Source organism: Streptomyces sp. SUK 48, from assembly GCF_009650765.1.
Lineage (GTDB): Bacteria > Actinomycetota > Actinomycetes > Streptomycetales > Streptomycetaceae > Streptomyces.
The window spans coordinates 2,783,605-2,795,890 of sequence record NZ_CP045740.1; the positions used below are offsets into that span (position 1 = coordinate 2,783,605).

General features: G+C 71.7%; 14 protein-coding genes and 1 pseudogene. 5 read left to right on the forward strand and 10 right to left on the reverse strand.

Translation table 11 applies throughout. The features are described 5' to 3' along the window. Nucleotides 1–140: 140 nt before the first annotated feature. Nucleotides 141–1,118 (reverse strand): tetratricopeptide repeat protein, encoded by a 978-nt coding sequence (locus GHR20_RS11620; RefSeq protein WP_153813125.1) that lies wholly within the window; start codon nucleotides 1,116–1,118, stop codon nucleotides 141–143. Nucleotides 1,119–1,338: 220 nt separating this feature from the next. On the opposite strand from GHR20_RS11620, the gene GHR20_RS11625 reads away from it, so the two are divergent. After that, complete coding sequence (locus GHR20_RS11625) at nucleotides 1,339–1,956, forward strand: TetR/AcrR family transcriptional regulator (protein ID WP_111584616.1); 618 nt, start codon at nucleotides 1,339–1,341, stop codon at nucleotides 1,954–1,956. A gap of 69 nt (nucleotides 1,957–2,025) precedes the next feature. Here the strand turns inward: GHR20_RS11625 and GHR20_RS11630 are convergent, their stop codons facing one another. The 7 genes and pseudogenes from GHR20_RS11630 to GHR20_RS11660 all read right to left on the reverse strand — a co-directional run bounded on the left by GHR20_RS11630 (nucleotide 2,026) and on the right by GHR20_RS11660 (nucleotide 6,970). Beyond that, nucleotides 2,026–3,726: a methylmalonyl-CoA mutase family protein gene (locus GHR20_RS11630; protein ID WP_153813126.1), complete on the reverse strand. Its 1,701-nt coding sequence runs from the start codon at nucleotides 3,724–3,726 to the stop codon at nucleotides 2,026–2,028. A 92-nt stretch (nucleotides 3,727–3,818) separates the two neighbouring features. Next, nucleotides 3,819–4,160 carry a DUF3817 domain-containing protein gene (locus GHR20_RS11635; protein WP_111584618.1) on the reverse strand — a complete coding sequence of 114 codons (342 nt, stop codon included), beginning with the start codon at nucleotides 4,158–4,160 and terminating at the stop codon, nucleotides 3,819–3,821. Nucleotides 4,161–4,203: 43 nt separating this feature from the next. Beyond that, nucleotides 4,204–4,713, reverse strand: a complete 510-nt coding sequence (locus tag GHR20_RS11640) for a MarR family transcriptional regulator (protein WP_111584619.1) — start codon at nucleotides 4,711–4,713, stop codon at nucleotides 4,204–4,206. Nucleotides 4,714–4,812: 99 nt separating this feature from the next. Further along, nucleotides 4,813–5,459: pseudogene (locus GHR20_RS11645) on the reverse strand (TetR/AcrR family transcriptional regulator). Then, nucleotides 5,456–6,220 carry a hypothetical protein gene (locus GHR20_RS11650; RefSeq protein WP_153813127.1) on the reverse strand — a complete coding sequence of 255 codons (765 nt, stop codon included), beginning with the start codon at nucleotides 6,218–6,220 and terminating at the stop codon, nucleotides 5,456–5,458. The pseudogene GHR20_RS11645 and the gene GHR20_RS11650 overlap by 4 nt, the downstream one beginning before the upstream one ends. 82 nt (nucleotides 6,221–6,302) lie before the next feature. Next, on the reverse strand, nucleotides 6,303–6,629 hold the full coding sequence (locus GHR20_RS11655; protein ID WP_153813128.1) for an MTH1187 family thiamine-binding protein: 327 nt from the start codon (nucleotides 6,627–6,629) through the stop codon (nucleotides 6,303–6,305). Next, nucleotides 6,626–6,970, reverse strand: coding sequence for a DUF3817 domain-containing protein (locus GHR20_RS11660; protein WP_153813129.1), 345 nt, complete (start codon nucleotides 6,968–6,970; stop codon nucleotides 6,626–6,628). The genes GHR20_RS11655 and GHR20_RS11660 overlap by 4 nt, the downstream gene beginning before the upstream one ends. A 252-nt stretch (nucleotides 6,971–7,222) precedes the next feature. Here GHR20_RS11660 and GHR20_RS11665 point away from each other — a divergent pair, with 252 nt between their 5' ends. From GHR20_RS11665 to GHR20_RS11680, 4 genes are all read left to right on the forward strand, one after another. Continuing rightward, nucleotides 7,223–7,855: an AIM24 family protein gene (locus GHR20_RS11665; RefSeq protein WP_111584624.1), complete on the forward strand. Its 633-nt coding sequence runs from the start codon at nucleotides 7,223–7,225 to the stop codon at nucleotides 7,853–7,855. Nucleotide 7,856: 1 nt separating this feature from the next. Further along, entirely contained in the window at nucleotides 7,857–8,507 is a 651-nt protein-coding gene (locus tag GHR20_RS11670) for an AIM24 family protein (protein WP_111584625.1), read from the forward strand. 59 nt (nucleotides 8,508–8,566) lie between these two features. Beyond that, the gene (locus GHR20_RS11675; protein WP_111584850.1) at nucleotides 8,567–9,328 is read left to right on the forward strand and encodes an AIM24 family protein; all 762 of its coding nucleotides are present in this window, start codon (nucleotides 8,567–8,569) and stop codon (nucleotides 9,326–9,328) included. Between the two features lie 92 nt (nucleotides 9,329–9,420). Next, a complete protein-coding gene (locus GHR20_RS11680) occupies nucleotides 9,421–9,897 on the forward strand; it encodes a MarR family transcriptional regulator (RefSeq protein WP_046424311.1) in 477 nt (158 codons plus the stop codon). 53 nt (nucleotides 9,898–9,950) lie between these two features. Here GHR20_RS11680 and GHR20_RS11685 read toward each other — a convergent pair whose 3' ends face one another. Both GHR20_RS11685 and meaB read right to left on the reverse strand, forming a co-directional pair. After that, the gene (locus GHR20_RS11685; protein ID WP_153813130.1) at nucleotides 9,951–11,141 is read right to left on the reverse strand and encodes an MFS transporter; all 1,191 of its coding nucleotides are present in this window, start codon (nucleotides 11,139–11,141) and stop codon (nucleotides 9,951–9,953) included. 150 nt (nucleotides 11,142–11,291) lie between these two features. Then, a complete protein-coding gene (gene meaB / locus GHR20_RS11690; protein WP_153813131.1) occupies nucleotides 11,292–12,248 on the reverse strand; it encodes a methylmalonyl Co-A mutase-associated GTPase MeaB in 957 nt (318 codons plus the stop codon). Nucleotides 12,249–12,286: the final 38 nt, after the last annotated feature.

Genomic DNA, 12,286 nt, shown 5'->3' on the forward strand with positions numbered 1-12,286 from the left:
AAACCAGACAGATCAACGGCTGTGATTTACTCGGAGTAACAGCCGCCCCGATTACCAAGATTTGGCAAAGTGGAGCGGCCTGAACGTCTTGTCGCCAAACCTTTCACCCCGGCGTCACGGCCGTGGCGTTGAGTGACTGGTCAGAAAAGCGCCCGCGCGAGCGCCCGGCGAGCACCGATCACCCGGGGGTCCTCGGAGCCCACGACCTCGAACAGCTCCAGGAGCCGGCGACGTACCGCGTCCCGGTCGTCACCCGCCGTGCGCTGCACGGTCTCGATCAACCGCCCGAAGGCGTCCTCGACATGACCGCCCACCAGATCCAGGTCCGCGGCGGCGATCTGCGCGTCCGCGTCCTTGGGCTGATCGGCCGCCTCCCGGCGCACCTTCTGCGGGTCCATACCCTGCACCCGGCGCAGCAACTCGGCCTGCGCGAGACCGAGTTTGGCCTCGGGGTGGGCCGGGTCGTCGGCCAGTACGTTCTGGTAGGCGGTGACCGCGCCGTCCAGGTCGCCGGCGTCCAGGGCCTGGGCGGCCGCGTTCAGGAGCGACTCGTACGGGCCCACCGGGGCCTCGGCGCCCATGCCCTGGGCACCGCCCGGCTGCGCCTCCGGGTCGACGGTCAGGCCGGTCAGACCGAAGCGCTCCTCGGCGACCTGCACCAGCTGGTCGAGGGTCCCGCGGATCTGCTCCTCACCGGCCGTCCCCTGGAACAGGGGCAGGGCCTGGCCCGCCACGACGGCGAACACCGCCGGGATGCCCTGCACCCCGAACTGCTGCATCAGCATCTGGTTGGCGTCGACGTCGATCTTGGCGAGGAGGAAGCGCCCGGCGTACTCGACGGCCAGCCGCTCCAGGACCGGGCTCAGCTGCTTGCAGGGCTGACACCACTCGGCCCAGAAGTCGATGACGACGGGCACCTCGGCGGAGCGCTGGAGGACCTCGCGCTCGAAGCCCGCCTCATCGACGTCGATGACGAGATCGGCCGGGGAGACGGCACCCGTGCCGCCCTGCCGGGCCGCTTCGGCGCGCGTCTGCTCGGCCTTGGCCTTGGCCTCCTGGGCCGCCTTCACCGCGGCGAGGTCGACCACGCCGCTCATGGACATGTTCCGTGGCTGCATGCGTCTATCCTCCCCTGTTCCCGCGCCTGAAGAAAAAAGCGTCGGTGTCCGGCGCCGGGTCCCCACCCGCGCCGTGCCGTTCTGCCCGCGTACGTCCGTCGCGAGCTTTCGCTACGACCCGTAGCGTAATGGCAATGAGGGGTCACGCGACACCGCAATCCGGTGATCTCCCTCACCACGCCACGGATCCGGCCGCCGACGGGCCGGTTATGGTCGGGGGATGCAGAGCCGCACCCCCGCCAGCCGCCCCGGGCGCCCCCGCAGTGCCGCCGCGGACACCGCGATCCTGGCCGCGACCCGGGAGGCGCTGGTGGAGCTGGGCTGGTCCAAGCTCACGCTCCAGGACGTGGCGATGCGCGCCGGGGTCGCGAAGACCACGCTCTACCGCCGCTGGGCCGGCAAGAACGAGCTGGTCGTCGACGCGGTCGCGGAACTCTTCGACGAGCTGCGGCTGCCCGACCGGGGCAGCCTGGCCGCCGACATCGAGGGCGTGGTCCTCCAGTTCGCGGCGCTCCTGGACCGCCCCGAGTGCCGCAGCGGCCTGATGGCGGTGGTCGCGGAGTCGACCCGCGACGAACCCCTGCGCGAACGCATCCGCGCCTCGGTCGTGGAACGCCAGAAACGCCTGGTCGTCGAGGGCCGCTCGCGCGCCCAGGCCCGCGGCGAACTCCCCCCGGAATCCGACCCGGAGGAGACCGCCCGCACCATCGACCTCACCTTCGACATGGTCGCCGGCGCCGTCGTCCACCGCACCCTGGTCAGCGGCAAACCCGCCGACGGCCCCTGGATCCGAAGCTTCATCAGGGTCCTGCTGCTGGGGCTGTCGGCACCGGCGTAATTGCCACCGGGAACCCTTCGCGCAGAAGGCCGGAACGGCCCGCGCGCGAAGGCGCGGGCCCGAGCGCCCTCAGAAGCCCGCCGGTTCCGTGTACGCGCCCCATTCGTCGCGCAGCAGGCCGCAGATCTCGCCGAGGGTCGCCTCCGCGCGGACCGCGGACAGCATCGGCTCGATCATGTTGGAGCCGTCCCGGGCGGCGGCGAGGAGGGCGTCCAAGCAGGTGCGTACGGCGGTCTCGTCGCGAGCCGCCCTGCGGTCGCCGAGAAGCTGGACCTGGGTCCGCTCCACCTCGTGGCCGACGCGCAGGATCTCCAGTTCGCCGGTGACGGAACCGGTGTGCGCGTTGACGCCCACGACCCTCTTCTCCCCCTTCTCCAGCGCCTGTTGGTAGCGGAAGGCGGACTCGGCGATCTCCCCGGTGAACCAGCCGTCCTCGATCCCGCGCAGAATCCCGGAGGTCATCGGCCCGATGGGATGGTGGCCGTCCGGATGAGCCGCGCGCCCCCGCTCCTCGATCTGCTCGAAGACCTTCTCCGCCGCCGCCTCGATACGGTCGGTCAGCTGCTCGACGTACCACGCGCCGCCCAGCGGATCCGCCACCCCCGCGACCCCGGTCTCCTCCAGCAGCACCTGCTGGGTGCGCAGCGCGATCTCCGCGGCCCGCTCGCTGGGCAGCGCCAGCGTCTCGTCCAGGGCGTTGGTGTGCAGCGAGTTGGTCCCGCCGAGCACCGCGGCCAGCGCCTCCACCGCGGTGCGCACCACGTTGTTGTACGGCTGCTGCGCGGTCAGCGAGACCCCGGCGGTCTGGGTGTGGAACCGCAGCCACTGCGCCTTCTCGCTCCGCGCGCCGTACACATCGCGCAGCCACCGCGCCCAGATGCGCCGCGCGGCACGGAACTTGGCGATCTCCTCGAAGAAATCCACATGGGCGTCGAAGAAGAACGACAGGCCGGGCGCGAACACGTCGACGTCCAGGCCCCGGCTCATCCCCAGCTCGACGTACCCGAACCCGTCCGCGAGCGTGTACGCCAGCTCCTGCGCGGCCGTCGCCCCCGCCTCCCGGATGTGGTACCCGGAGACCGACAGCGGCTTGTAGGCGGGGATGCCGGCCGCGCAGTACTCCATGAGGTCGCCGATCAGCCGCAGATGCGGCTCCGGCTGGAAGAGCCACTCCTTCTGGGCGATGTACTCCTTGAAGATGTCCGTCTGGAGCGTGCCGTCGAGGAGCGAGGGATCGACGCCCTGCCGCTCGGCCGCGACCAGGTACATGCAGAAGACGGGCACGGCGGGCCCGCTGATCGTCATGGACGTGGTGACCTCGCCGAGCGGGATGTCCCTGAACAGGACCTCCATGTCGGCGGCCGAGTCGATCGCGACCCCGCAGTGCCCGACCTCGCCGAGCGAGCGCGGATCGTCCGAGTCCCGGCCCATCAGCGTGGGCATGTCGAACGCCACGGACAGCCCGCCGCCGCCCGCCGCGAGGATCATCTTGTAGCGCTCGTTGGTCTGCTCGGCGGTGCCGAACCCGGCGAACTGCCGGATGGTCCAGGCGCGCCCGCGGTAGCCGGTCGCATGGAGCCCCCGGGTGAACGGGTACTCCCCCGGCCAGCCGATCCGCTCGAATCCCTCGTACGTGTCCCCGGGCCGCGGCCCGTACACCGGCTCCACGGGGTCCCCGGAGAGCGTGGAGAAGTCGGCGTCACGCTTGCGCGCGGCGTCGTATCGGGCCTGCCAGCGCCGGCGGCCCTCCTCGATGGCCTGAGCGTCCATACCATCGAATTTACTTGGACGTCCTAGTACCTGTCGATGGCAAAGCCGCCGTACGGGTGGGTACGGCGGCTGCGACCCCTGACGGCCGGGACCTACACCTCGGCGACGGCCGGGGCGGTACGGCCGGCGATCTTGCCGTCCAGCTCCCGGCTGATCTTCCGCTCCACGAAGAAGGCGGCGGTCGGGATGGTGCCCGCGAGCAGCACCCACAGCTGCTTGCCGACCGGCCACTTCGCCTTGGAGCCCAGGTCGAAGGCGAAGACCAGGTAGACGACGTACAGCCAGCCGTGGGCGATGGCGACGACACGGGTCAGGTCGGCCGCGCCGCTGATGTCCAGCCCGTACTTCGCGATCATGCTCAGGCACAGGAGCACCAGCAGGACACCCGTGGTGTAGGCCATGACGCGGTAGCGGGTCAGCACGCTTTTCTTCATGGAGTCGAGCGTAACCACCCGTTCCGGGAGATCTTGGCGGGGGTCACCCCTCGTCGAAGTCCAGCGCCGCGACCCGCAGCGGCCGGAACATCGCGAAGATCTCCCGGCACTCCTCCGCGTCGTACGCCCCGAGCCCGAAGTCCATGGCCATCAGGTCGCGGGAGGCCGCGTCGACCACCTCGCGGCCCTTGTCGGTGATCACGGCGAGGGTGCCGCGCCCGTCCTTGGGGTTGGGCCGCTTGGCGACCAGGCCCGACTTCACCAGCCGGTCGACGGTGTTCGTCACGGAGGTGGGATGCACCATGAGCCGCTCGCCGATCTTGGACATCGGCAGCTCGCCGGCCTTGGAGAAGGTGAGCAGCACCAGCGCCTCGTAGCGGGCGAACGTCAGCCCGTACGGCTTGACCACCGCGTCCACCTCGGCGAGCAGGATCTGCTGGGCCCGCATGATCGAGGTGATCGCGGCCATGGAGGGCACGTTGCCCCAGCGCTGCTGCCACAGCTCGTCGGCGCGGGCGATGGGGTCGAACGGGAGGCTGAGAGGCTTCGGCACGTCATCAGACCCTACCGGCCGGTCATATGCCGGTCAGCTCCGTCTCATCTTTCGGCCATCGCGGGCCGTTCCCGCCCGGCCCGCACCGGGCCGGCGCGGTCACCGCCCGGCCCGCCGCAGCCGATGCCGCACGGCCCGCTGCGCCACCGGCCCCAGCTCCTCCAGCGCGGCCACCAGCGCGGCCAGCTGGTCCAGCGCCTCCAGCGCCGCCCGCGCCCCCTCCTCGTCGGCCCCCTCGTACAGCTCGATCCCGACGAACGACGCGGCCACCGCCCGCGCGAGCCCCGCCGGGTCGACGAACTCGGCGACCGGGGTCGCGGCGAGCAGCCGGGTGAGCACCTGTTCGATCTCGGCGATCCACAGCCGCAGCCCCGCCGCGGTCGCGGGCCCGAGCGCCGCGTGCGTGGGGCGCCGGCGAGCAGCTGGCCGAGGAGGGCGACATGGCCGCCGTCCCGCTCGTGCTCGTGGATCTCCCGGCCGACGGCGAGCAGCTCGGACAGGGAGGTGACCGCGGCGAGCCGTTCGCGGTAGCGGGCGACCGCCTGCTCCGCGCCGTACCGGCAGGCCGCCGCGAGCAGCTCGTCCACCGTGCCGAAGTGGTAGAAGACCAGCGCCTGGTTGACGCCGGCGGCCGCGGCCACCGTACGGGCCGAGGTCTTGGCGATGCCCTGCTCGGTGAGCGTGCGCAGGGCGCCCTCCAGCAGCTTGGTCTTGGTCTCCCGGGCCTTCGCCGTCTCGGGGCTCACGCGGGGGCCTCCACGCGCTTCTGGAGGGTGCGCAGCAGCCGCGGGGCCCGGATCCTTGTGGCGGGGGCGCGCAGGCAGCGGCGGGCGGCCGGGGTGCAGTCGAGCGGCGACTTGAACAGGGCGAGGCAGACGGCGGCGAGCAGCAGCACCGGGCACAGGTAGGCCATGGCGGCGGCGAACGATCCGAACAGGCGCATCAGCCGCTCCAGGCGCAGCCCGCCGAGGCACGCGGCGAGCAGCAGGACGCGTACGGCGATCTCGGCGAGCCAGTTGCACAGGGCGCGCTCGGGGGTGATGCCGCGCTCCAGCCAGAGCCGGAGCCGGTCGAAGGACCAGGCGGTGGCCCAGTCGAGCAGCGGGCGCACCAGGAGGCGGTCGGCGGCGGCGCCGAGGGCTCCGCCGCGGGGGCGGTAGTCGTAGCCGGTGAGGAAGCGCACGCCCCGGTCGTCGGGGACGTAGCGCCAGTAGCCGCTGCCCTCGGCGATCAGGCCGAGGGGGTGGGTGGAGGAGAAGCACAGGGCGGAGGTGCGGGTGCCGTCGGGGCGTTCCTTCTCGCCGGCCGAGACGCCGGTGCCGGAGAGGGTGAGGAAGGGGGGCAGGCGCGCGGTGAACCGGAAGGGGCGCGGCTCGCCGGGGTCGCTCGGGAGGTGGTGGAGCTCGGTGACGAGCAGGTACCAGCGCCGGTGCAGGACGGGGTCCTGGGTGTGCGCCCACAGCCGGTCGAGGTCGGCGCGTATGTGTGTCTCCGTATAGAGACCCATGGTGTTCCCCCACGTCAGGCCGCTGCTCGAGTGACCGCTCAAAGGATCTTCGAGAAGAAGGTACTTCCCTTTGAGCGATCGCTCAAAACCGCTGCCCGCCAGGTGGTGGCCGGCTAGCCCCCAGGTGGCGTTCGACCGTCTCCACCTTGGAGGTGAGGCCGTCGGTGACACCGGGCCGGATGTCGGCCTTGAGGACGAGGGAGACGCGCGGGGCGCGCTCCTCGACGACGGCGACGGCGCGCCGGACGACGTCCATGACCTCGTCCCAGCTGTCGCCCTCGATCGAGGTGAACATGGCGTCGGTGCGGTTCGGCAGGCCGGACTCGCGGACCACGCGGACGGCGTCGGCGACGTACTCCCCGACGTCCTCGCCGACGCCGAGGGGCGTCACGGAGAAGGCGACGATCATGCGCTCATGACCCCTTCCTTGCGGGCGCGGGCGGCGATCACGGCGTCCTCGGCCTCGCGGCGCAGCTTGCGCTCGGCGAAGAAGCCGCCGGTGGGCAGCACCGAGAGGACGAAGTAGAGGGCGGCGGTGCCGAGGCTCCACCTGGCGCGGTTCCAGGCGTCGGCCCAGAAGAGCACGTACAGGACGAACAGGACACCGTGGATCGCGCCCATCACGGGCACCGCGTTGAAGTCCGTGGTCCGCTTCAGCACGGAGCAGACGAGCAGGACGATGAAGGACACGGCCTCGGGTGCGGAGACGAGGCGGAGGCGGCGGATGGCGGTGGCGGTCTTGATGTCCACGGGTCACCTTCGGTGGGAGTTGCGAGGAGTGGCGGCCGACCGGGTCCGGCGGTCGCCGGTCCGGGGGTGCCGGCCCGGGGTCGCCGGTCCGGCGGTTACGGAGCGCCGTCGGGGGCTACCGGTTTGTGAACGCACGCACAAGCGTGCCGCCATTGTGGCAAACGGCGCCCCTGGGGGTCCGCTCAGGGTGCGGCTCCACCCGCGGGTGCTGTTCGGTCCACCCGCGTCGGCGCTACGTTTCCCAGCGTGGCGATGTTCCGATTGCAAGGCAGCAAGGTGCTCGCCGTCGAGATGACCGGGGACGCCGTGAAGGCGAAGAACGGCTCGATGGTCGCGTACGACGGGCAGATGACCTTCAAGAAACTCACCGGGGGCGGCGACGGGCTGCGCGGGATGGTGACCCGCCGGCTGACCGGTGAGCAGATGGCGGTGATGGAGGTGAAGGGACACGGGACCTGCTGGTTCGCCGACCGGGCGACCGAGATCAACCTGGTGCGCCTCCAGGGCGAGAAGCTGTACGTGGAGTCGAGCAACCTGCTGGTGACGGACGCGGCGCTGCGTACGGGCACCACCTTCACCGGGCTGCGCGGCGCCTCCCAGGGCAACGGCCTGTTCACCACGACGGTGGAGGGGCACGGCCAGGCGGCGATCATGTCGGACGGTCCGGCGGTGGCGCTGCGGGTCAGCCCCCAGTACCCGCTGACCGTCGACCCGGGGGCCTATATCGCCCATCAGGGCGAGGTCCGGCAGTCCTTCCAGTCCGGTGTGACGTTCCGCACCTTCGTCGGGGAGGGCGGCGGCGAGGCGTTCCAGATCCGCTTCGAGGGGGACGGCCTGGTCTATGTGCAGCCGAGCGAGCGGAACACGATCGCGGGGGACCTGTGAGATGACCTTCCGAGAGATCAACTCCAAGATGGTGCGGGCGACGGTGGTCCCCGGGCAGCGGCTGTTCAGCCAGCGCGGGGCGATGCTCGCCTACCAGGGGGACGTGTCCTTCACGCCCAACATCCAGGGCGGCCAGGGCGGGGTGATGTCCATGCTGGGGCGCCGGGTGACGGGCGAGGCGACCCCGCTGATGACCGTCGAGGGCAGCGGCACCGTGTTCTTCGGGCACGGCGGCCATCACATCCATGTCATCCACCTCACCGGCGACACCCTCCACGTGGAGGCCGACCGCCTGCTCGCCTTCGAGGGCACGCTGCGCCAGGGCACCATGTTCATGGGCGCGCAGGGCGGGGTGATGGGCCTGGTGCGCGGCCAGGTCACCGGTCAGGGGCTGTTCACCACCACCCTCCAGGGCCAGGGCGCGGTCGCCGTGATGGCGCACGGCGGCGTCTTCGAGCTGCCGATCGGCCCCGGCCGCCCGGTGCATGTGGACCCGCAGGCGTACGTCGCCCACCACGGCGACGTCCGCAACCGGCTGTCCACCGCGCTCGGCTGGCGCGAGATGGTGGGCCGCGGTTCCGGCGAGGCGTTCCAGCTGGAGCTGAGCGGCAGCGGCACGGTGTACGTCCAGGCTTCGGAGGAAAAGCTGTGAGCGCGTACTCAGGCACCTACGGCACCGCCGGTCCCGGCGGCCCGGTGGTGTACGACCCGATGACCCTGCCCGCCGACGACAACGTGAACGGATACACGTTCTGCGTCGAGCTCAAGTCCGGTCAGTGGTTCCTCCAGAAGGGGAAGATGATCGCCTACTACGGGGCGATCGAGTTCAACGGCATCGGGCACGGCCGGCTCGACCATCTCGTGCGCACCTCGTTCCATTCGCCACTGCACGCGAGCGACTGGGTCGTGGCGAGCGGCTCGGGCAAGATGCTGCTCGCCGACCGGGCCTTCGACGTCAACTCGTACGACCTGGACGACGGGAACTTGACCATTCGCGCGGGCAATCTGCTCGCTTTTCAGCCAAGTCTCGCGCTCAAACAATCGATCGTGCCGGGTTTTCTGACCCTGATCGGAACCGGACGATTCGTGGCCGCGTCGAACGGGCCGGTGGTGTTCATGGAGCCCCCTCTGCGGGTCGATCCGCAGGCACTCGTCGGCTGGGCGGACTGCCCCTCCCCGTGCCATCACTACGACCACGGGTACCTGACCGGTGTACTGGGCGGACTCCGTGCGATGACGGGCCTGGGCGGGGTTTCCGGGGAGGAGCACCAGTTCGAGTTCGTGGGTGCCGGGACGGTGCTGCTGCAGTCCTCGGAGGCGCTGATGGCGGAGGTCGACACGGGGGTCGTTCCGTCCGATCCGGGGACTCCGGGCGGTGGCGCACCGGGGCGGCCCGGACACGGTCCGCAACCACCCGGTGCACCGCGCCTTCCCGGACAGCTGGGGGACCTCCAGCGTCGCTTCGGGCTGTGAGCGGTAGTCTGCGGAGTGTGACGTCGAACGCGTGCGCACAGTCACACCACCCGAAGTAGTTCGCCATTCAACTTCTTAGGTAGACTTCATTCATGGAGACCGAGACGGCCACGCGCTGGCTGACCGATGCGGAGCAGTGCGCCTGGCGCACCCACCTGGAGGTCAACAGGCTGTTGACGTACCAGCTGGAGAAGGATCTGCAGCCGTTCGGCCTGACGATGAACGATTACGAGATCCTCGTGAACCTGTCCGAGTCGGAGGACGTGCGGATGCGGATGAGCGACCTCGCCTCCGCCACGTTGCAGTCCAAGAGCCGGCTCTCGCACCAGATCACGCGGATGGAGAACGCGGACCTGGTGCGCCGCGAGAACTGCGAATCGGATCGGCGGGGGCTGTACGCGGTGCTCACCGAGCACGGCATGGAGACGATGAAGAAGGTGGCGCCGCACCATGTGTCCTCGGTGCGGCGGCACTTCATCGACCTGCTCTCACCGGAGGCCCTGGTGGAGCTGGACAAGGCACTGAAGCCGATCGCCGAGCATCTGCGGGGGCAGCGGGGGCGCCCCTAGACCGGCCGCGTGGTTTCCCGCCGCCCCGGAAAGGGCGGCGGGAAACCACGCGCTCAGCCACGACGGGCCCGCGGGAGGCACCCGGCCGCGGCGGCGGCAAGGGAGGTCGCACCCGCCACCAGGAAGCAGACCCCCAGCGGCATCCGGCCGATCAGCAGCCCCGTCGCCAGCGCCCCGGCCGAACTGCCCGCGTTCACCCCCATGTTGACCCACGCCCCGGCCTGCGTACGGGACGCGGCGGGCACGGACTCGTCGGCCGCGAGGTACGCCGTCGTCAGGGTCGGGGCGAAGAAGACCCCGGCGAGCGCCAGCGCGGCGGTGAGGGCCCAGAGGCCGGGCGCGAGACCCGCCGCCGCGACCACCAGCCCCAGCGCCACCGAGAAGCGGAGCAGCCGCGTGCGGGCGGGGGCCGTCCAGCGCACCGCCCCGTTCACGAGGCCCCCGAGCGCGCTGCCCGCGGACAGCGCCCCCAGGACCCACGGCACGAGATCGGTGTCGTACGCGTGCGCGGAGGCGTAGGCCATGGTCAGCAGGTCCACCCCGCTGAGGGTCAGCCCGACGCCGAGGGCGACGACGGCGGGGGCGAGCGGACCGGAGCCGCCCCCGAGCCGTACGCCCCGGGCGGCGGGCCGCGGCCCCGGCAGCACCGGGGAGGCGACGAACACCGCCGTGCCGCCCACGATCAGCAGGGCGCTGAGCAGGATGCCGGCGGCCGGCGGGGCGAACCCGGTCAGGACGCCGACCAGGAGCGGCCCGGAGACGTAGAGCAGTTCCTCGGCGACACCGTCGAGGCTGTAGGCGCGCTGCAACAGGTGCCGGTCGGGGGCGAGTTCGGCCCACAGCGCGCGCATCGTCGGCCCCAGCGGGGGCGTGCACGCGCCGGCCAGCGCCGCGGTCACGGCGAGCGGGGCCACCGGTGCCCCGGGGTGCCAGGTCAGGGCGGCGAGCACGGTCAGCAGGGCGCCGTACACGCACGCCATGGGCGCGAGGGCACCGCGCGGCCCGTGCCGGTCGATCAGGGCGCCGCGCACCGGCATCAGGAAGACCGACGCGGCACCGAACAGGGACATCACCACCCCGGAGACGGCGTAGGAGCCGGTGGCGCGGGTGACGGACAGCATCACCGCGAGGGAGACGGTGCCGTAGGAGAGACGGGCGGTCAGGGCCGCGGCGAAGGTGCGGCGGGCGCCCGGAAGGCGCAGCACGGCGGCGTACGAAGGCCGCACGGGAGCGTGCGTGGACATGCGGAGAGTTCCTCTGGTGGAGGCGGGAGAAGGGCATGCCGAGGCACGCGAGCGCCGGATCGGTCACGGCGTCGCGTGCGGGGCGGGCCCTATGCCAGGAGGAGGAACACGGAGGACAAGGTAGCGGGAGGCACCCGGAGTCGGCCAGGCTCAGCCCTCGGTGATCCCCGCCACCAGTTCGTCGGCGGCGCGGTACGGGTCGAGTTCGCCCGCGACGATCCGCTCCGCGAGGGCGCTCAGGCGCCGGTCGCCGTGCAGGTCCCCGATGCGCTCGCGCAGGGCCGTGACCGCGATGGTCTCCACCTCGCGGGCCGCCCGGGCGCGCCGGCGCTCGGTGAGCACCCCGTGCTCCTCCATCCAGGCGCGGTGCTTGTCCAGCGCCTCGACCACCTCGTCCACGCCCTCGGCGCGGGAGGCGACCGTCTTCACGATGGGCGGCCGCCAGTCGCCGGGTTTGCGGGCCTCGCCGAGGCCCAGCATGTGGTTCAGCTCGCGGGCGGTGGAGTCGGCGCCGTCCCGGTCCGCCTTGTTGACGACGTAGACGTCGCCGATCTCCAGGATGCCCGCCTTGGCGGCCTGGATGCCGTCGCCCATGCCCGGGGCCAGCAGCACCACGCTGGTGTCCGCCTGGGCGGCGATCTCCACCTCGGACTGGCCGACGCCCACCGTCTCGACCAGGACCACGTCACAGCCCGCCGCGTCCAGGACCCGGATCGCCTGCGGGGCGGACCAGGCGAGGCCGCCGAGGTGGCCGCGGGTCGCCATGGAGCGGATGTAGACGCCGGGGTCACAGGCGTGCTCCGACATGCGCACCCGGTCGCCCAGCAGGGCGCCGCCGGAGAAGGGCGAGGACGGGTCGACGGCCAGGACGCCGACCCGCCTGCCCTGCTTGCGGTACGCCGTGACGAGCGCGGACGTGGAGGTCGACTTGCCGACGCCCGGCGAGCCGGTCAGGCCCACCACGTACGCGTTGCCGGTCAAGGGGGCCAGCGCCGCCATGACCTCCCTGAGCTGCGGGGACGCCCCCTCCACCAGGGAGATCAGCCGGGCCACGGCCCGCGGCCTGCCGTCCCTGGCCTGGGCCACCAGGGAGGAGACGTCCTGCATCACACAGCTCCGTTCGCTTCACGACCTGCCGGAAGGGC